Origin of the sequence: Streptosporangium sp. NPDC049376, assembly GCF_044466505.1 — a bacterium.
GTDB lineage: Bacteria > Actinomycetota > Actinomycetes > Streptosporangiales > Streptosporangiaceae > Streptosporangium.
Genome location: NZ_JBITMT010000008.1, coordinates 1 through 19,318, shown reverse-complemented (window position 1 = coordinate 19,318; position 19,318 = coordinate 1). Strand labels below are relative to the sequence as shown.

Annotated in this window: 18 protein-coding genes and 1 pseudogene; 13 read left to right on the top strand and 6 right to left on the bottom strand. The window is 70.6% G+C overall.

All coding sequences use genetic code 11. The features are described from left to right. Window positions 1–92 precede the first annotated feature (92 nt). Complete coding sequence (locus ACIBVQ_RS21080) at window positions 93–491, top strand: metalloregulator ArsR/SmtB family transcription factor (RefSeq protein WP_386194489.1); 399 nt, start codon at window positions 93–95, stop codon at window positions 489–491. 136 nt (window positions 492–627) lie between these two features. On the opposite strand, the gene ACIBVQ_RS21075 is transcribed toward ACIBVQ_RS21080, so the two are convergent. From ACIBVQ_RS21075 to ACIBVQ_RS21060, 4 genes are all read right to left on the bottom strand, one after another. Continuing rightward, window positions 628–1,173, bottom strand: a complete 546-nt coding sequence (locus ACIBVQ_RS21075; protein ID WP_399179314.1) for a GNAT family N-acetyltransferase — start codon at window positions 1,171–1,173, stop codon at window positions 628–630. A 9-nt stretch (window positions 1,174–1,182) separates the two neighbouring features. Next, entirely contained in the window at window positions 1,183–1,518 is a 336-nt protein-coding gene (locus ACIBVQ_RS21070) for a metalloregulator ArsR/SmtB family transcription factor (RefSeq protein WP_362776369.1), read from the bottom strand. 81 nt (window positions 1,519–1,599) lie between these two features. Next, complete coding sequence (locus ACIBVQ_RS21065; protein WP_399179673.1) at window positions 1,600–2,403, bottom strand: DUF305 domain-containing protein; 804 nt, start codon at window positions 2,401–2,403, stop codon at window positions 1,600–1,602. 92 nt (window positions 2,404–2,495) lie between these two features. Then, the gene (locus tag ACIBVQ_RS21060) at window positions 2,496–4,814 is read right to left on the bottom strand and encodes a heavy metal translocating P-type ATPase (protein ID WP_399179312.1); all 2,319 of its coding nucleotides are present in this window, start codon (window positions 4,812–4,814) and stop codon (window positions 2,496–2,498) included. 448 nt (window positions 4,815–5,262) lie between these two features. Between ACIBVQ_RS21060 and ACIBVQ_RS21055 the strand changes: the two genes are divergently transcribed. From ACIBVQ_RS21055 to ACIBVQ_RS21045, 3 genes are all read left to right on the top strand, one after another. Further along, the gene (locus ACIBVQ_RS21055; RefSeq protein WP_352011744.1) at window positions 5,263–5,937 is read left to right on the top strand and encodes a pyridoxamine 5'-phosphate oxidase family protein; all 675 of its coding nucleotides are present in this window, start codon (window positions 5,263–5,265) and stop codon (window positions 5,935–5,937) included. A gap of 115 nt (window positions 5,938–6,052) precedes the next feature. Continuing rightward, window positions 6,053–6,811: an HAD family hydrolase gene (locus tag ACIBVQ_RS21050; protein WP_399179310.1), complete on the top strand. Its 759-nt coding sequence runs from the start codon at window positions 6,053–6,055 to the stop codon at window positions 6,809–6,811. After that, the gene (locus tag ACIBVQ_RS21045; RefSeq protein ID WP_399179308.1) at window positions 6,786–8,903 is read left to right on the top strand and encodes a glycoside hydrolase family 65 protein; all 2,118 of its coding nucleotides are present in this window, start codon (window positions 6,786–6,788) and stop codon (window positions 8,901–8,903) included. Before ACIBVQ_RS21050 ends, ACIBVQ_RS21045 begins: the two co-directional genes overlap by 26 nt. A 28-nt stretch (window positions 8,904–8,931) precedes the next feature. Here the strand turns inward: ACIBVQ_RS21045 and ACIBVQ_RS21040 are convergent, their stop codons facing one another. Together ACIBVQ_RS21040 and ACIBVQ_RS21035 are read right to left on the bottom strand one after the other, a co-directional pair. Further along, on the bottom strand, window positions 8,932–9,228 hold the full coding sequence (locus tag ACIBVQ_RS21040) for a hypothetical protein (protein ID WP_399179306.1): 297 nt from the start codon (window positions 9,226–9,228) through the stop codon (window positions 8,932–8,934). A 227-nt stretch (window positions 9,229–9,455) separates the two neighbouring features. Next, the gene (locus ACIBVQ_RS21035; protein WP_399179304.1) at window positions 9,456–9,719 is read right to left on the bottom strand and encodes a metal-sensitive transcriptional regulator; all 264 of its coding nucleotides are present in this window, start codon (window positions 9,717–9,719) and stop codon (window positions 9,456–9,458) included. A 410-nt stretch (window positions 9,720–10,129) separates the two neighbouring features. Here ACIBVQ_RS21035 and ACIBVQ_RS21030 point away from each other — a divergent pair, with 410 nt between their 5' ends. The 9 genes and pseudogenes from ACIBVQ_RS21030 to ACIBVQ_RS20990 all read left to right on the top strand — a co-directional run. After that, a complete protein-coding gene (locus tag ACIBVQ_RS21030; RefSeq protein WP_399179302.1) occupies window positions 10,130–11,518 on the top strand; it encodes a rhodanese-like domain-containing protein in 1,389 nt (462 codons plus the stop codon). A 148-nt stretch (window positions 11,519–11,666) separates the two neighbouring features. After that, window positions 11,667–12,248, top strand: coding sequence for a rhodanese-like domain-containing protein (locus tag ACIBVQ_RS21025; RefSeq protein WP_399179300.1), 582 nt, complete (start codon window positions 11,667–11,669; stop codon window positions 12,246–12,248). Further along, window positions 12,245–13,144, top strand: coding sequence for a sulfite exporter TauE/SafE family protein (locus ACIBVQ_RS21020; protein ID WP_399179298.1), 900 nt, complete (start codon window positions 12,245–12,247; stop codon window positions 13,142–13,144). Before ACIBVQ_RS21025 ends, ACIBVQ_RS21020 begins: the two co-directional genes overlap by 4 nt. A 132-nt stretch (window positions 13,145–13,276) precedes the next feature. Beyond that, on the top strand, window positions 13,277–13,591 hold the full coding sequence (locus tag ACIBVQ_RS21015; RefSeq protein ID WP_399179296.1) for a rhodanese-like domain-containing protein: 315 nt from the start codon (window positions 13,277–13,279) through the stop codon (window positions 13,589–13,591). Window positions 13,592–13,708: 117 nt separating this feature from the next. After that, window positions 13,709–14,038, top strand: a complete 330-nt coding sequence (locus tag ACIBVQ_RS21010) for a rhodanese-like domain-containing protein (RefSeq protein ID WP_399179294.1) — start codon at window positions 13,709–13,711, stop codon at window positions 14,036–14,038. 110 nt (window positions 14,039–14,148) lie between these two features. Continuing rightward, the gene (locus ACIBVQ_RS21005) at window positions 14,149–15,375 is read left to right on the top strand and encodes an MFS transporter (RefSeq protein ID WP_399179292.1); all 1,227 of its coding nucleotides are present in this window, start codon (window positions 14,149–14,151) and stop codon (window positions 15,373–15,375) included. Between the two features lie 472 nt (window positions 15,376–15,847). After that, window positions 15,848–18,502 carry a GNAT family N-acetyltransferase gene (locus ACIBVQ_RS21000; protein ID WP_399179290.1) on the top strand — a complete coding sequence of 885 codons (2,655 nt, stop codon included), beginning with the start codon at window positions 15,848–15,850 and terminating at the stop codon, window positions 18,500–18,502. A gap of 31 nt (window positions 18,503–18,533) precedes the next feature. Continuing rightward, window positions 18,534–19,160 carry a CBS domain-containing protein gene (locus tag ACIBVQ_RS20995; RefSeq protein ID WP_399179288.1) on the top strand — a complete coding sequence of 209 codons (627 nt, stop codon included), beginning with the start codon at window positions 18,534–18,536 and terminating at the stop codon, window positions 19,158–19,160. 68 nt (window positions 19,161–19,228) lie between these two features. Then, window positions 19,229–19,318: pseudogene (locus ACIBVQ_RS20990) on the top strand (DNA-binding response regulator); the annotation flags it as partial.

The following is a 19,318-nucleotide window of genomic DNA, read 5'->3' as shown; positions in this document are numbered from 1 at the left end:
GGTGGCGAGCCCGCCACAGCCGTACGCCGTGTTCGCGCTGGTCGCCTAGCACCGCCTATAATTTAGACCAGCATCGAATTAAGGAATCGCCCATGGCCGTCACCGCCCCCGCCTCCACCGGTGCGCAGTGCTGTGCGCCGATCGCCCGCGAGCCCCTCAGCGAAGCCGACGCCGCCGAACTGGCCACGCTGCTCAAGGCCGTGGCCGACCCGGTGCGGCTGCGGCTGCTGTCGATGATCGGCTCCCACGCGGGCGGTGAGGCGTGCGTGTGCGATCTGACCGGCGTCTTCGACCTGACCGCCCCCACCATCTCCCACCACCTGAAGGTGTTGCGCACCGCCGGGCTGATCGACGGCGAACGCCGCGGAACCTGGGTCTACTACCGGATCATCCCCGAGGCGGTGAACAAGCTGGGCGCGCTGTTCACCCCGCTCGCCACCCCCGCCGCAGCGCAGAACGGCCCGGTGGACGTGGAACTGCTCACCGTATGACCCGACGCGGCTCGTCTGACGGATGTCGTGGTCGTCGGCGCCGGACAGCCGGGCCGACGGCGGGCTACCACCTGCGACGAGCGGGCGCCGACTTCGTCATCTCCTGGACGCCCACCACCCCGGAGGCATTCTGGCCTTATTGCCCGGTGACGGCGCTGCGCCGTTCCAGCAGGACCACGTCCCGCCAGAGGCCGTGGTGACGGCCGACGCGTTCGCGGGTGCCGACCACGCGGAAACCGAGCCTGTCGTGCAGGGCGAGGCTGGCGGTGTTGCCGGGGAAGACCCCGGCCTGGATCGTCCAGATCCCGGCGTCCTCACTGGCGGCGATGAACTCCTCCAGCAGCGCCCGGCCGATGCCGTGCGCCTGGCACCCCGGGTGGACGTAGACGCTGTGCTCGACCACCCCGGCGTACACCGGCCGGGCCGAGACCGGCGAGGCGGCCACCCAGCCGACGACCTGACCGGTCGCGGTGTCGACGGCCACATACCGCGGGTGCGCCAGCTTGCCCGCGGTGAACCCCTCCCAGGAGGGCGCCGTCGTCTCGAAACCGGCCTGTCCCGTATCCAGGCCCGCCTGGTAGATGGCCAGCACCTGCTCGGCGTCACTCTGGAGCATCGGCCGGATCCCCAGGCCCGGCCCGGCGGGCTTGGCTGCCTGGACGATCTCCTCGTGCGTCATCATGGGCTCCCTTCACTCACAAACCGGTACGGCCGGAACGGGGTTACCCATCACCACGTCAGCGGCGGTGGGGAAACAGCTCACGCATGCCTCGTTGATCCGATACAGGCTGGTGGTGCCCTGCCGTTCGACCAGCACGAACCGCACCTCGGCCAGAACCTTCAGGTGGTGCGAGACGGTCGACTGCCCCACCCCGGACACGGTCACGATCTCGCCCACACTCATCGGCGTGCGCCGCCGGGCCAGCAACGACACGATCTGGATGCGGGTGGCGTCCGCGAGGGCCTTGAACCAGCTCGCGTACTGTTCGGCCTCCGCACGGGGCAGTGACTTCTTCTCGTCATTCATCGTCTATCGACGATAGACGATGAATGACGGATGTGCCACCATGGCCGTCAACCGGCCTCTGCCGCGAAGTGTCGTCGGCGTTCAGAGCCGTGTGAACATGGAACGCATCTGAACGAGCTCGGCTTTCTGGCGGGTGATGATCGAGGCGGCCAGTGCCGTGGCGCGTGGAGAAAGGCCCTCTCGCCGCTCGGCCACGGCCAGGCCGATCGCGTCAGTATGGTGCCAGACCATCATGTCCAGAAATATCCGGTCAAAGTCGGTCCCGGACGCCTCATCCAGGGTTTCCAGGTCAGTCCAGCCCATCATGTGCGGGCCCCGGTGCATACCGGGTCCCATGTCCTCCGGCCCTCGGTTGCACGGACCCCGCTCGTCGTCCCCTCCGCCGGGTGGTCCCGTCATGCACGGACCCAGGCCGGGAGCCGGTTCTCCCCAGCTCCTCAGCCAGGCGGTCAGCTGGGCGATCTCGGCTTCCTCGGCCCGTCCGATCCGCTCGGCCAATGCCCTGACCCGGGGGTTCGAGGTGTGTGTCCCGGCCATCCCGGTCATGATCAATGTCTGCCGGTGGTGAAGGATCGTCTCCTGGGCGAAGCGTACGTCCTGAGCGTTGTGCTCCTCGGCCAGGACGCCGGTGGACGAGACGGCCGGAGCGCCGATCCACGGCCCGACGAGCGCGACAGAAGGTCGCCGGGGCCACCGCAGGCCATCAGAACGGCGCTGACGCCCAGAGCCGCGAGACCTACGCGGCGGGCGGGAAAACTCGGTGCAGCCATGGCGTCCCCCTGACGGGGTTCTCACATCCGGCGCGCGGCCGGACGGCACGGATTCTTGGTGGCGGGCGCCCCACCTGTGCGGGAACGCGGCAGGCCCGCCTCCACTCCATCCCATGCTCTGGACCGATTGATCACAGCCGCCTGATGTCACCCCTTTGTGGGACTTATGTCCTGTTCTGGAGGAGACCAAGGAGCAACCGGTTCGGCTCACGGTGAGCGGAGGGAGGAGAAAACCGGGTGCGCGGAGTCCGGAGCGGCGGTCAGGGAGAAGTAGGCCTCCTCCTCCTGGTCGAAGTGGAGCACCAGGACCGCGTACAGGCCGTAGAGGCAGGCACGCAGGTCGTCGAGTTGTTCGGGACGGGGCCCTTCCGCTCCGGCAAGGGCGAGGTGACCGTCCAGGCGGCGGATGAGGCGTTCGATCTCCGCGTGCGCCCTGCTCATGGTCATCGTGACCTCCGAACCGCCCAGGGCCTGTCCCATGGCCGGGTACAGTCGTCTCTCCTCGGCGCGTTCGTGGGGCAGCAGGCGTTCGGTGAGGAAGTCGTGGACCTCCCGCAGCCGGTCGAGAGCCACCTCCGGGGGGCTCTGGCCGAGCCGGTCCGCCGTCTCACGGATCAGTTCCAGGGGTGGCCTCAGCGAGGAGTGCTCCAGCTCGAAGCGGCGCAGCAGGGACTCGGTCTCCGCGTCGACCACCGTTCTGGTCCCCCTGGTGGGACGCAGCGCCCGCAGCGCGTTGAGGATCACCGTGACGTCGATGGCCTCCTGCAGCAGGGCGCCGGCCGCCGGAGGCAGTGCTCCGGCCGCGGCCACAGCCATGGCCAGCAGCGACAGTCCCATCCCCGCGGCGGCGCTCTGTACGGCGATGCGGCGGGAGCGACGGGCCACGTCCATGGCGTCGGCGAGCCGGTCCAGGTGGTCGGTGGTGAGCACCACGTCGGCGGCCTGGGCCGAGGCGGCCGACCCTCGGGCGCCCATGGCCACCCCGACGTCGGCGGCGGCCAGCGCCGGAGCGTCGTTGATCCCGTCGCCGACCATCACGGTCACCGCCTCGGCCACCTCCCGCCGTACCGCTTCCACCTTGGCCACCGGCGTCTGCTCGGACAGCACCCGGTCGACGCCGAGCACCGTGCCCACGCTCTCCGCGACCTCGGCCCTGTCTCCGGTGAGCATGATCACCTTTTCGATCCCGGCGGTGCGCAGCCGCCGCAGGGTCCGCGCGGCGTCGGCCCGCACGGCGTCGCGCAGCAGGATCACCCCGGCCGTCCGGCCGTCGACCGTGACCCAGACGGTCATGGCGCCGTCCAGCGTGGCCCGGGCCCGCTGGGCTCGTTCCCATTCGGAATCGGATCGGGCCGCCGCCTTGCCGACCTCTACCCGGCGTCCCCCGACCAACCCCGTGGTCCCGGTGCCCGGCTTCTCCTGCGCCTCGGTTGGTTGGGGCAGCGTGAGGCCGCGAGCGTGAGCGGCGTCGACGATCGCGGCGGCGAGCACGTGGGAGGACATCTGGTCCAGCGCGGCCGCCAGACGCAGCACGTCGTCGGCCTGGACACCGGGGGCGGCCACCACGTCGACCACCTCGGGGCGTCCCGCGGTCAGCGTGCCGGTCTTGTCCAGGACAAGCGTGCGGGCCTGCCCCAGCCTCTCCAGTGCTCCCCCTCCTTTGACCACCACGCCATGACGCGCCGTACGGGACAGACCGGAGGCGATGGCGGCGGGCGCGGCCAGCAACAGCGGGCAGGGGGTGGCGACGACCAGGACCGCGACCGCCCGGACGGGATCTCCGGACAGCAGCCAGGCGCCCCCTGCCAGCAGCAACGTCGCGGGCAGGAACCAGGCGGCGAACCGGTCGGCGAGCCGCACCACGGGAGCGCTGCCCGCCTCGGCCTGCCGTGCCAGCCGTACCACTCCCGCGTAGGCGCTTTCGGCCGCGATCCGGGTGGCCCGCAGGTCGAAGGCGGCACCGGCGTTCACCACGCCGCTGCGCACCCCCTGCCCGGCGGGGCGTTCGACCGGCAGCGCCTCCCCGGTCAGCGCCGACTCGTCCAGCGACGCCAGGCCCGCGGCGACCACCCCGTCCACAGGGACGGTCTCACCACTGGGGACCAGCAGCAGGTCACCGGGGCGGACCAGGCCGACGTCCACCTGGCGGGGCGTCCCGTCCTCGTAGCGGCGCGCCGAGCGCGGAGCACGTTCGTACAGGCCGGTCAGGTCACGGCGGGCCCGGCGCAGGGAGTAGTCCTCCAGCGCCTGGCCGGTGGCCAGCATCACGCCGATCACCGCACCGGCGAAATACTCCCGTACGGCCAGCGCCCCGGCCAGGGCGAGCACGGCGATGGCGTCCACGCCCAGCCGGCGCTCGCGCAGCGCCGACAGCACCTGCCAGAGCGCGGGAAGCAGGGCCACCACCGTGACGGTCGCCCACACGGCGTCTCCAGCCGGGGACGCTCCGGCCAGATGGCACACGGCCCCGGCCGCCAGCCCGGTCACGGTGACCACCACGAACGCGGTGCCGCCGAACTTTCGCATGTTCTCAGCCTTCCCGCTGCGAACCGGCTCGCCCGGATCCGCCGGCCCGCACGGGCCCAGGACCGGATCGCCACCGGACAGTGAACGTGGTGCCGCGCTCCTCGGTGCCGCAGAGAGGCGCACAACGACCGGGTCCACCCTGCTGGAGGTATCGGCGGGACAGGAGTCCTCACATACAAGCCCACGGTCAGATCAAGCGTCGGACACGGGAGTGAAGGAACCCAGAGACGACAGACCTGCTATTTGGTGACTTTGGACCCGTTTCTCCATAAATCCTGGCGTGGTGAGTGTCACCGCGCATCCTGCACCCGGCTGCCTCTCCTTCCCAGCGGCCCGAAAGGCCCGTCGTCCTGGGACTTCCGGCCCTCACCTCCTCCTTTTCCCTGCGATGGAATGGAGGGCATGGCGGACCTGCGGCGGTCTGCCCCTTTCTCTCTGGGAGATCTCGATGACCGGACACATGACGACCCCGGGAGACCTGGGCCGCCGGGTGAGCAGACGGCGTGAAGACCTGGGGCTGACCCGCGACCAACTGGCCGACCACGCCGAAATCGACGCCCTGTACCTGGCGTACCTGGAGGAGACGCCCGCCGCGCCGTCGGCCGAGACCGTGCGCAGGCTGGCCACCGCTCTGGGCGTCGGCGTCGCCGAACTGCTCGGTGGGACGGTCGATCTGCCTCCCGGCCGGGGCCGCCCCATCGCGGGTCCCCGCCTGAACAGGCTCGACCCCGCCGAGTGCCTGCGGCTGATCGCTCCCGGCGGCGTGGGCAGGGTCGCCTTCAACGAACCTGAGGGGCCGGTGGTCCTGCCGGTCAACTACGCGGTGCACAACGGTGCCGTGGTCTTCCGCACGGCCTTCGGCGGCCCACTCGACGGCAATCTGCGCACCGGCGTCCAGGGGGCCGAGTTCAAGGTCGCCTTCCAGGTCGACCGGATCGACGAGGCCGGCAGAGAGGGCTGGAGCGTGCTCATCCGCGGCGGTCTCCACCACGTCGTGACCGGCGACGAACAGGCGGACGCGGAGACCTCCGGCGTCCAGCCGTGGGCGGGCGGCGACCGCGAGCTGTACGTCTCGATCACCCCCGCAGAGATCAGCGGGCGGCGCATCCAGCACGTCCTGTGAGGCCGCACGACCGTCTCGTGGCCGGTGATCCACCACGTGCGCGATCCTCCAATGATCGGTCAGCCCTGATGGCGGCGGCGCGCGCCGCCGTACCGTGCGAGTGAGGGGGTGCGCCATGCCGTTGCCCGCGGTCGTCGACCTTGGGCGGATCGCCGCGGTGGTCTTCGACACCGACGGGGTCGTCACCGACACGGCCGGGGTGCACGCCGCCGCGTGGAAACAGGTGTTCGACCCCTTCCTGCGTGAGTACGCCGACCGATCCGGGGGGCGGTTCCGGCCCTTCGACGCCGGTGGGGAGTATCTGCGTCATGTCGACGGCAAATCCCGCCGCGACGGGGTGGAGGACTTCCTCCGCTCCCGGGGCATCGCGCCGGACCCGGAAACGGTGGCGGACCTGGCCGCGCGCAAGGACGCCTTCTTCCTGGCCGAGATCCGCAGGAACGGTGTCGCCGCCTTCCCCTCGACCGTCGAGGTCGTTCGTGAGCTCCGGCGTCGTGGGGTGCGTACGGCCGTCGTCTCGGCGAGCCGTAACTGCGCGCGGGTGCTCCGCGCGGCGGCGGCCGACCACCTGTTCGACGTCCGAATCGACGGTGTCGAGGCAGCTCGGCTGGGACTGGCCGGAAAGCCCGACCCCGCGCTGTTCCTGCGGGCGGCCGAGGAACTCGGGGTGTCGCCGCGGCGGACGGCGGTGGTCGAGGACGCCCTCGCCGGGGTGCGGGCGGGCAGGCGGGGTGGGTTCGGCCTCGTCATCGGCGTCGACCGGCACGGCTCGGGGGACGCGTTACGGGCGGCGGGAGCCGACATCGTCGTCGGCGATCTGGCGGAGCTACGACTGGCCGGGAGAAGCGGTGAACCCTTGGCTCCTCATCTATGACGATGACGATCCCGCCTCCGAGGGGCTGCGGGAGGCACTGACGACGCTCGGCAACGGCTACTTCGCCACCCGTGGAGCCGCACCGGAGGCGCACGCCGACGGTGTGCGCTATCCCGGCACCTACGTGGCCGGCTGCTACGACCGGCTCTTCTCCCGGGTCGCGGGCCGTACGGTGGGCAACGAGGATCTCGTCAACGTGCCGAACTGGCTGCCGCTGACCTTCCGCGTCGACGATGACGACTGGTTCGCCCCCGGCACGGTTGAGTTCCTCACCGTCCGCCGCGTTCTCGACATGCGTGCGGGAGTGCTGACCCGGCTGCTGCGTGTCCGCGACTTCCGGGGACGGATCACCCGGCTGGAGCAGCGACGGCTGGTCTCGATGGACGATCCGCACCTGGCCGCCCTGAGGACGACGATCGTCCCGGAGAACTGGAGCGGCACGCTCCGGGTCCGCTCCGCTCTGGACGGGCGTGTCGTCAACTCCGGGGTCGCCCGCTATCAGGGGTTGGCCGGTCGGCACCTGGTGCCGATCCGTTCACACGCCGCCCACGGGGTGATCGGGTTGCTGACGCGTACCGCCACCTCTCGCGTGGAGATCGCCCTGGCCTCCCGCACCACCCTGACCGGAGGACACGACCATGCCGACGGCGGTGTCTCACACGACGCCCGGAAGGAGTGGGTGAGCGACGAGCGGACCGTGGAGGTGGCCGAGGGCCAGGAGATCGTCGTGGAGAAGGTGGTCGCCCTGCACACCTCCCGTGACCGGGCCATCGCCGGGAGCGAGAGCGCCGCCAGGACCGCGGTGGCACGTGCGGGTTCCTTCGAGGCTCTGCTCGGACGGCACACGCGAGCCTGGGATCGGCTCTGGCAGCGGGCTCACGTGACAGCCGAGGACGCCGACGTCCAGCAGGTCCTCAACCTGTACATCTTTCACCTGTTGCAAACGGCCTCCCCGCACCTGGCCGAACTCGACGCCGGGCTTCCCGCTCGCGGCCTGCACGGCGAGGCCTACCGGGGACACGTGTTCTGGGACGAGGTGTTCGCCTTCCCCTTCCTGGCGCCGCGCTTGCCCGAGGTCACCGAGGCGCTGCTGCGTTACCGGTGGCGGCGGCTGCCCGAGGCGCGCTGGGCCGCGCGTGAAGCCGGGTACACCGGGGCGATGTTCCCCTGGCAAAGTGGCAGCGACGGCCGGGAGGAGACCCCCCGTCTGCACCTGAACCCCCGATCGGGCCGCTGGCTGCCCGACCACTCCCATCTGCAGCGGCATATCGGCCTGGCTGTGGCCTACAACGTCTGGCGGCACTACCTGGCCACCGGGGACACCGCCTTCCTGGCCGGCTTCGGCGGCGAGCTGCTGGTGGAGATCGCCCGGTTCTTCGCCTCCCTCGCCGTGCGGGAGGGAGATCGGTACGCCATCCGGGGCGTGATGGGGCCCGACGAGTACCACGACGGCTACCCGGACCGCGCCGAGCCCGGAGTGGACAACAACGCCTACACCAACGTGATGACCGCCTGGCTGATGCGCCGCGTCCTGGACATGATCGCCCTGGTCGGAGCCGGAAGGGTGAGCCAGGAGGAGGTCGACCGCTTCACCGCCATGGCCGCACGGATGCGGGTGGACTTCCACGACGGGGTGATCAGCCAGTTCGAGGGCTACGACGCCCTGAAGGAACTGGATTGGGCCTCCTATCGCAGGAAATATGGTGACATTCGGCGGCTTGATCGCATCCTGGAGGCCGAGGGAGACACTCCGAACCGGTACAAGATCTCCAAACAGGCCGACGTGCTGATGTTGTTCCACCTGCTGGGCTCCGACGGGCTTGGCGAGGCGCTGACCGGCCTGGGCCACACGTGGGATTCCGCGATGGCGGCGCGCACCGTGGACTACTACCTGGCCCGCACCTGCCACGGTTCCACTCTCAGTGCGGTCGTGCACGCCGGGGTCCTCGCCCACGTACGTCCCGGCGCCTCCCAGCCCTTCCTCGTCGAGGCGCTGAACAACGACGTACGGGACCTGCAGGGCGGAACCACGGCGGAGGGGGTCCATCTGGGGGCGATGGCCGGGGTGGCCGTCCTGTTCGAGAGGTCCTGAGCACCTCACCGGCTGGCGCATGCGGCCGTCAGGGCCGCGCGGTTCCACCCGACAGGGGACCGGTGTGGCTGAACCGGGACGCCCGGCGCTGCACGTGGTGGGCGTGTCCACGGCGCCGGACGGCGGGCCAACCACCCTCAGAGAACGCGGAGAACACCTCCTTGGCCGGCTCGACCAGGACCAGGTAGGCGACGACCATGCCGGCCAGCGTGAGGAAGAAGGCGGGCGGAGGCGCGGTGAACCCCGGCGGACGCGCCAGTGGAGACAGCGGCAACAGCAGGCTGGGACGGCTGCGCAGGAACGGGACGCGCCGGATGCGGATCACAATTTGATCTTGTGTCCGACCCTCACCACGAGGAGGACGAGCGCGACCCGGATACCGTGATGCGTCCTCAACCGCCTTGTCGCCCCTCTGCCTTGATGCCTCACTGTCATGCGTCCGCCCCTTCCCACGCCGACTTCACAGGACGACCCGGCATGGGTGAGGCGACCGCTGAACCGCACACGGGCCAGCGCCCTGCCGCGCTGGCGACACAGGGAGGTGGCCTGGGGTCAGGCGAGGGCGAGGAAGAGCTTTTCCAGTTCTTCCTGTGACATGGGCGGAGTGCCGGAGTCCCCGGCAAGGCACTGCCGCATCCCGCTGGCCACGATTTTGAACCCGGCCCTGTCCAGGGCCCGGGAGACCGCCGCGAGTTGCGTCACGACATCCTTGCAGTCACGGCCCGCCTCGATCATCGCGATCACGGCAGCCAACTGCCCCTGAGCCCGCCGCAGGCGGTTCAGGACGGGCCGCGTCGATTCTTCGTCCATCTGCATCGAGATCCTCCTCCGCTCTCCGACAAGAATACCCCAAGGGGTATAAGCCCGGACTGCCGAGCCCGGACCGCCTGATGACCACCTGGCCGGAGGGACGGCATCGTCCAGCAGGTGAGCCCTCGGCCGGGACGCCCCCCGGCGATCCGCCCGTGCCAGCCGGGCGGACACGGACCGCCGACTCCTCTCTGCGAACAGCCTAAAGATACCCCACAGGGTATTTGACAAGGGAGGATGCGGCCTTTTACAGTCAACCGCGTAATACCCCCCGGGGTACAAAGGCGGCGCCCGCAGACCAATGGCTCCTTGTCGGCACCCCACCCCTGCCGCCTGCGCCCATCCTTGCGAGAGGGCGCCCCCGGCTCAAATGATACCCCCAGGGGTATAAAGCCCATCTTGTTGCGGAGGTTTCCGTGTTCTTCTCGCAGTACTACCTCGAGTGTCTCTCGCAGGCGTCGTACATGATCGCCGACGAGGTCACCGGTCAGGCCGTGGTCGTGGACCCGCGCCGGGATGTGTCGGAGTACCTGAACGACGCTGAGGTACGCGGCTTCACCGTGGTCGGTGTCATCAACACCCACTTCCACGCGGACTTCGTCGCCGGTCACCTGGAGATGGCCGCCCGCACCGGTGCCTGGATCGGCTACGGGCGCCGCGCGGAGACCGAGTACGCGATCCGCAAGCTGGCCGAAGGGGACGTGATCGGTCTCGGTGACGTCACGCTGAAGATCATGGAGACCCCCGGGCACACCCCGGAGTCGATCAGCGTGCTCGTCTACGAACACGCCGATGACGCCGTCCCGTACGGCGTGCTCACCGGTGACGCCCTCTTCATCGGCGATGTCGGCCGCCCAGACCTGCTGGCCTCGGTCGGAGTGACCGCCGACGAGCTCGGCGCGATGCTGCAGGACAGCGTGCAGAACAAGCTGATGGGTCTGCCCGACGAGGTGCGTGTCTTCCCCGCACACGGCGCCGGTTCCTCCTGCGGCAAGAATCTGTCCACCGAGCGGCAGTCGACGATCGGCGAGCAGCGTGCCACCAACTACGCGTGCGCCCCGATGAGCGAGAAGGACTTCGTCGCCATCGTGACCGCCGGACAGTCGGCGGCTCCGGGCTACTTCGCCTTCGACGCGGACCTCAACCGCCGGGAGCGGGAGCTGTTCGACCCGGCGAGCGCGCCGCGGGCGCTGGGCGTGGAGGGATTCCTGGCCCGGCGCGCAGCGGGCGCCGTGGTGGTCGACGCCCGTGACCCGCAGGAGTTCGCCGTCGGCCACCTGCACGGGGCGATCAACGTCCCCGCCGACGGCCGGTTCGCCGAGCAGGCCGGCACGGTTCTGCCGCTCGGCGCGGAGCTGCTGGTCGTGGCGCCGGAGGCCCGTGAGGAGGAGATCGTCACCAGGCTCGCCCGGATCGGCTTCGACCAGGTGTCCGGCTACCTGGCCTCGCCCGACGAGTCCCTGAGGGCGATGGCCGACAAGGTCGCCCCGGCAAGTCGCCTGACCGCGGCCCAGCTACATGCCGAGCTGGCGGGCGACAACCCGCCGGTCGTGATCGACGTCCGCAACTGTGGTGAGCGCGGCGAGAACGGGTTCATCGAGGACGCTCTGCACATCGCGCTCAACGAATTGCCCCGCCGTCTGGACGAGATCCCACGCGACAGGCCGCTGGTCCTGCATTGCGCGGGCGGGCACCGCTCCTCCATCGCCGCCAGCCTGCTGCGGCAGCAAGGCTTCCAGGACGTCTCCGACGTGCTCGGCGGCTGGGCCGCCTTGGCTCTGCTGAACACGCCCGCCACCGTCTGACCCGGTGGCCGGGAAGAGCCGCCGGCGCACCCGCGGCAGGGACTTCCTGCCCTGACTGCCCCGCTGCGGGTGCACCGGCCCTCCCCCGTTTTCCTCTCCCTTTTCCGCCCGTGCCGTGCACGGATCCACTTCACCCCACGGAGTTCCCATGACGACCGCCGCCTCCAAGGCCACCTTCACGCCCGCCGCCCTCCAGCACCTGATCAACAACGGCAGCGCCCCCCGCCTGCTGGACGTACGCACGCCCGGCGAGTTCCAGACCAGCCACATCCCCGGCGCCTACAACGTGCCGCTGGACACCCTGCGCGAGCACCGATCCGAGCTGCGCCGCCACCTGGATGAGGACGTGGTGCTGGTCTGTCGCTCCGGCGCCCGCGCGTCGCAGGCCGAGCAGGCACTCGCCGAGGCGGGCCTGCCGAACCTGCGGGTCCTGGACGGCGGCATGATGGCCTGGGAGGCGTCCGGTGCCCCCGTCAACCGTGGCCCGGAGCGCTGGGAGCTGGAGCGCCAGGTCCGCCTGGTCGCCGGTTCGGTCGTGCTGGTCAGTGGCGTGGTGGGTTTCTTCGTCCCCGGAGTACACCTGATCGGTACCGCGATCGGTGCCGGACTGACCTTCGCCGCGCTGAGCAACACCTGCGCGATGGGCATGATGCTGTCCAAGCTGCCCTACAACCGCGGTCCGCGCACCGACATCCATACTGTCATCGCGTCCCTGCGGGACCGGTCGTGATCACCTTCGTCCTCGCGGCCTCCGCGCTGATCGGTGTCAGCCTGGGCATCCTGGGCGGCGGCGGATCGATCCTGACCGTGCCGATCCTCGTCTACCTCGCGGGTCAGGACAGCAAGGAGGCCATCGCCACCTCGCTGTTCGTCGTCGGCGTCACCAGCCTGGTCGGACTGATCCCGCACGCCCGCGCCCACCGGGTGCGGTGGCGCACCGGTCTGATCTTCGGCGCGGTCAGCATGGTCGGCGCCTACGGAGGCGGGCGCCTGGCCGAGTACGTCCCCGGCACCGTTCTGCTCGTCGCGTTCGCCCTGATGATGCTGGCCACCGCCGTGGCCATGCTCCGCAAGGGCGCCAGCCACAAGGCCGGGCGCAGGCCCTCCCACACCGAGATGCCCGTCAAGCTCGTGGTCATCGAGGGCCTGGTCGTGGGCGCGGTCACCGGCCTGGTCGGCTCCGGCGGCGGCTTCCTGGTCGTCCCCGCCCTGACCCTGCTCGGCGGACTGCCCATGAGCGTCGCGGTCGGCACTTCGCTGCTGGTCATCGCGATGAAGTCGCTCTCCGGGCTCGCCGGCCACCTCGCCGGAGTCCAGATCGACTGGGGTCTGGCGTTGACGGTGACCGCTGCCGCGGTCGTCGGCAGCCTGATCGGCAGCCGCTTCGCCGGACGGATCCCGCAGGACACGCTACGCAAGGCGTTCGGCTGGTTCGTTGTCGTGATGGGCGTCTTCGTCCTGAGCCAGCAGCTGCCCGCCGCCGTGTGGGCCAGCCCTCCGGCCTGGATCGGCACCGCGCTCACCGCGACCGTGGCCGGGGCCTGGACGCTGGCGCGCAGGCACCGGCCGCGACCCGCCAGGGAAACGCCGCCGGAGACGTCCCGAGAGCTGAGCATGCGGCCCTGATTCCGCGCCCAAGGCCAGCACCATTGAGGACGACCGAGACCGCGCGGACGTCGCCGCCGTATCCCGACCCTCTGCCTGGCCGGATTCAAGAGCGTCGCCAGCGGCATCCGTCAGTGCCCCGCGGATGAGGGGGTGACGGCGTCTCGCTGCCGTCCTTCCCCCGCTCCACCTTCGCGGGTCTGGCCGAACGGGGTCGTCGTCCTGGAGGTGTGCCGCGATTCCGAGCGCGCTGCCGGACATATCAAGGGTTCCGTGCACATCTCAATCCACCAGCTTCACAAGCGGCTCGGCGAGGTCCCGGGCGGAACCGTGTGGGTGCACTACGCCGGTGGCATGCGCGCCGGAATCGCCGCATCCCTGCTCGACTCCGCGGGCCGTGATGCGGTGGTCGTCGACGACGGGTTCGACTCCGTCACCGACGTCGGCCTGAACGTCATCGCCGGCTGAGCGGTCCGCCCGGCGACACAGCCCCGGGCAACCGGCGGTCACACCGTTACCTGCACAACTACTTCTTCGAAAGGTCTTGTCATGGCCCTGTTCTCCCGAAACACACAACGCGTCACCGTGGAAGAGGCTCACCGGCGCACTCAGGGCTCGGACCCCCGGGCTGTCCTGCTGGACGTACGCGAGCGGAGCGAGTGGGACGCCGGTCACGCGCCCGGCGCCGTGTACGCGCCTCTGTCCGGCCTGGTCACAGGCTCGGCCCTGCCACAGGCCGCCCATGGGTCGCCGCTGGTGGTGATGTGCCGCAGCGGGAACCGCTCGCAGCAGGCCGCCGAACTGCTCCGCGCGCGCGGCGCGGACGCGGTGGACGTCAAGGGCGGTATGAAGGCGTGGGCCGCCGCTGGATACCCGGTCGTTGACGGGCGCGGAAACAACGGCTCGGTGGCATGACGGCCGCTCCTCGCCGAAACCGTCGTCGGCCTGGCCCTCAGCGGACTCGGCGGGGGTGGACGCCGCGCATGGCCACAAGCACCACGACGAAGCAGACTTCCGGACCCGCCGTGAGCCTCGGACTCCGGGAGAACCAGCTCCAGTTCACCCTCCTCGTCGTCGTCAACATGGCCGTCGGCGGCCTGGTGGGTCTGGAACGCACCACCGTGCCGCTCATCGGCACCGACGTCTTCAGCCTGAGCAGCGACCTGGCGGTCTTCTCGTTCATCATCGCGTTCGGAGTCACCAAGGCTCTGACCAACCTCGCCGCCGGAGCCCTGACGGCACGCTTCCGCCGCAGGCAACTCCTCCTCACGGGCTGGCTCATCGGCGTCCCCGTCCCCTTCATGCTCGCCTGGGCGCCGTCCTGGGGCTGGATCGTCGCCGCTAACGTTCTGTTGGGCCTCAACCAGGGCCTGGCCTGGTCGATGACCGTCAACATGAAAATCGACCTGGTCGGCCCGGCCCGCCGGGGACTTGCCACCGGCCTGAACGAGGCCGCCGGCTACACCGCCGTCGGCGCCACCGCGCTGCTCACCGGCTACCTGGCCATCGTCTACGGCCTCCGCCCTGCGCCCGAGTTGATCGGCGTCGTATTCGTCGCCGCCGGCCTGGCGCTGTCACTGATCGTGCGCGACACCGCCGCGCACGTCGCCCTGGAACTCGCCCAACATCCCAAGCCACTGCCCGACGGCGAGCACCCTGGGCTGGCCTCCACGTTCGCGCGCGCCTCCTGGCGGGAACGCTCGCTGCGCGGCGCCAGCCAGGCCGGACTGGTCAACAACCTCAACGACGGCCTGACCTGGGGTGTCTTCCCGCTGCTGTTCACCGACCACGGGCTCGGCCTGGCCGCCGTCGGCCTGATCAAGGGCCTGTACCCGATCCTGTGGGGCATCGGCCAGATTCCCACCGGACATCTGGCCGACCGCGTCGGCCGCAAGCCCCTCATCGTGTCCGGAATGCTGGTCCAGGCGGGCGGGCTCGTGCTCGCTCTGGTCTTGCTGGAGCGGCCCCTGCTGGCTGGGGTCACCTCGGCCGTCGCGCTCGGACTGGGCACCGCCATGGTCTACCCGGCGCTGATCGCCTCGGTTTCCGACCACGCCCACCCCGCCTGGCGAGCCAACGCGCTGGGCACCTACCGGTTCTGGCGCGACATCGGCTACGCCGCCGGTGCACTGCTCGCCGGTCTGCTGGCCGACGCCTTCGGCCTGGAGGCGACCGTCATCGCGGCCGCCGTACTCACTGCCGGCTCCGGGTTACTGGCTGCCTGGTGGATCACCGAGCGCCCCAGGTCCTGATCGCTCGCGGATGCTCGCCACTGCCTGCGTGATGCACCACAGCCGTCGTCCCAGACCGCGACGACCCTGCCCACCCGGTGTGAGCCCGCCACTTTTCGTTCGTATGCCGCCCAGCCCCGAACGCGTTGCCGAAGTTGCCTGTGGTGCCCATCGGCACATATTTGATGGTGCCGGCGAAGGTGCGCCGCCTTTCAGCCGCCTCGTCGGCGGTCAGCCCCGTAATACGGCCATGCCGTCCCCGTCCGCCTCTGGTAAGGCAGGCGGCCGTCCCCTGTCGCCTCCCGAAGTCCTCATACCCGCCGGCAGATCATCGGCGGCCCTGGCGAACCCCGGCCGAAAGGCATCACCTATGGGGACTTTCCACCCATGTCCGCGTGACGGTGCAGGACACCGGGGAGCAGACGACGACCGGCCCTGCCACCAGGGCACTTCGGCCCTAGGACACGACGCGGCGGTGGCGGAGGCTGCTGGTATGAGGCGAACCGTCCCCGACGAATGCGATGTCCTGTTGCGTGAAGGTGGCATCGCCCACATCCGCCCCCTGCGTCCCGGCGACGGGCCGTCCCTGCACAGGCTGGTCGACAGGTCGTCCGAACGCTCGGCCTACCTGCGGTTCTTCACCGGAGGCAAGGCCGGCGACCACGCCTACATGGACCGCGTCACCGAACCGGACCACCCGGGCCGCGTCCTGGTCGCCGCGGTGGACGGCGGCCTGGTGGCGGTCGCGGAGTACATCCCCGGTCAGGACGGCGACGCCGAGCTCGCGATCCTGATCGACGACACGATGCACCACCGTGGCCTGGGCACCCTGCTGGTCGAGCACCTGGCGCTGGAGGCCGCCGACGAGGGCGTGCGCGAGCTGGTCGCCGAGGTACTGGCCGACAACCGCCCCATGCTGCGAGTGCTGGACGATCTCGGACTGCCCACCCGGCGGGCCTTCCTCGACGGGACGGTGGAGATCCGGATGGATCCGCATCCCACTCCGGGCCTGCTGGAGCGGATCGAGGAACGCGCCCACGAGGCGACCTCCGCCTGCCTGAAGCGGCTGTTCCACCCGGAGTCGATCGCGGTGATCGGCGCGGGACGCGCCCCGGGCGGGATCGGCCACCGCATCCTGCGCAACATTCTCGACGCCGGCTTCTCCGGCCCCGTCCACCCGGTCAACCCGCACGCCGACAGGATCCTCGGCCTGCCCGCGTACGCGACCGTGCGGCAGGTGCCCGGCCCGGTCGACCTGGCGGTCGTCGCCACCCCGGCCCGTACCGTGCTGGAGATCGCCCGCGACTGCGCCGGCCATGGCGTGCGCGACCTCGTCGTCGTCACGGCCGGATTCGCCGAGGCGGGTGAGACAGGTATGGAAGGCGAGCTGCTGAGGATCTGCCGTGAATCCGGCATGCGTCTGATCGGCCCCAACTGCCTCGGTGTCGCCGACACCGGGGCCAACCTCAACGCCAGTTTCCTACCTCATCCGCCCGCTCCCGGGCACCTGGCCCTGATGTCGCAGTCGGGCGCGGTCGCGGTCGCTCTGATCGACCGGGCCAACGCCCTGGGGATCGGCCTGTCGGGCTTCGCCTCGGTCGGCAACAAGGCCGACGTCAGCGGGAACGACCTGCTGGAGTACTGGGAGGACGACCCGGCGACCGACGTGATCGCCCTGTACCTGGAGTCGTTCGGCAACCCCCGCAGATTCGGCCGCATCGCACGGCGGGTGAGCAGACGCAAGCCGATCATCGTGATCAAGAGTGGCCGGGGCGTCTCCGGGGAGCGGGCGGTCCACTCCCACACCGCGGCCGCCGCCACCCCGGACGTCGCCGTCGACGCCCTGCTGAAAACGTCAGGTGTCATCCGTGTCGACAGCGTCCAGGACATGCTCGACACCGCGCGCCTGCTGGGAACCCAGCCGTTGCCCCGTGGCGGGCGGGTGGCCGTCGTCGGCAACTCCGGCGGACCTCAGGCCCTGGCCGCCGACGCCTGCGAGCGGCACGGCCTGCTGGTTCCCGGGCTGTCGCCCCTCACCCGTGGACGCCTGCGTTCCCGGCTTCCTGCCTCGGCCGCCGTGGCCAACCCCGTCGATCTCACCGCCGGCGGCAGCGCACGGGATCTCGCCTTCGCCGTGGAGACCGTCCTGGCCGACCCCGACATCGACGCCGTCCTGATCGTCTACACCCCGCCGTTCGGCTCCGGGCTGGCCGGCACCCGCCATGCCATCATCGCCGCGACCGCCACGACGACCAAGACCGTGGCCGCCTGTATCGCCGGGCACGACGGCCTGCTGGACGGACGGATCCCGTGCTACGCCTTTCCCGAACAGGCCGTGGGAGCACTGCGTCACACGGTGGGGTACGCGGCGTGGCGCGCGAGGCCACAGGCCGCGCCCGCCAAGCCACCGGCGGCCGACACCGTCACCGCCCGTGGCCTCGTGGCGGCGGACCTGGCCCGCCATCCCGGCGGCCGATGGCTCGACCACGCCACCGCGGCCCGCCTGCTCGGCTGCTACGGCATCCATGTCATCGCCTCGACCGAGGCCGACGGCCCCGACACCGCCGCGGCGGCCGCCGAGTCCACCGGGCTACCGGTCGCGCTCAAGGCCACCGGGCCCGGCTTGGTACACAAGAGCGACGTCGGCGGAGTCCGCCTCGGCCTCTCCACTCCCGGCGAGGTCCGCCACGCCTACCAGGAGATGGCCGACGCCATCGGACCGGCGATGACCGGCGCGATCGTCCAGCCGATGGCCGAACCCGGCGTGGAGATGATCATCGGTGGTGTCGCGCACGAGTCCTTCGGCCCGTTGCTCATGGTCGGCATGGGCGGCGCCGCCGCCGAGCTCATGGCCGACCACTCCTTCCGGGTACCGCCGCTCGACGATCAGGACCCCGCTGCGATGGTCGCCGAACTGCGATGCGCCCCGTTGCTCTCCGGCTACCGGGGACGCCCCACCGTCGACGTCGCCGCTCTCCGGGAACAGATCGCCGGGGTCGGACAGCTGCTGGACGACCTTCCGCAGGTGGCCGAACTCGACCTGAACCCGGTGATCGTCACCACGTCCGGCGCGCTCGCCGTGGACGTCCGGATACGGCTCGCACCCGCCGCCCCGCCGCCGTCGCCCTTCCGCAGGAGACTGCGATGAGCGACCGGGCCTGCTGATCCGACGAGAGGCGATGATGCGTGTCACCGTCAAGGACGTCATGACCCGGCGGGTGGTCTCGGTCACCGAGGGCACCTGCTTCAAGGACATCGCCGAGACGCTCCTGGAGCACGGAGTCAGTGCCGTACCGGTCCTGGACGGCGACGGCCACGTGGTCGGCGTCGTCTCCGAGGCCGACCTGGTGCGCCGGGAGCGGTTCCGCACCGGGTCGCCCCGGCCGGGGCGCGAGACGGCCCGGGACCTGATGAGCGCTCCGGCCGTCACCGTCCCGGTGGACGCCCCCGTGGTGACTGCGGGCCGCCTGATGGAACACCACGGCGTCAAGCGGCTGCCGGTGACCGACGGCCACGGTCATCTGGCGGGCATCGTCAGCCGCTGTGACCTGCTGAAGGTGTTCGCCCGCTCCGACGACGACATCGCGCGTGAGATACGCCGGGACGTCCTGTCCCGGTCGCTGTGGATGGACACCTCACGAATCCGTGTCGTCGTCGCCGACGGCGTGGTCACACTGAGCGGGAGGATGACTCTGCGCAAGGACGTCCGGCTCGCCGTCCGGATGACTGGGCAGGTCGACGGAGTCGTCAACGTGGTCGACGAGCTCACCTGGGACCGGGACAACACCGGCCCCGAAGGGGCATAGGCGGTCCAAGACCCCTCGTTGGAAAACCTCGTTCCGTACTCGCCTGCGGGGAATCACCGTTCAGGAGCATGATTCGCGTGTTTCTCGTGGACGATCACGAGGTGGTACGGCGGGGCGTCGCGGCCCTGCTGGAGTCCGAGGACGACATCGAGGTCGTC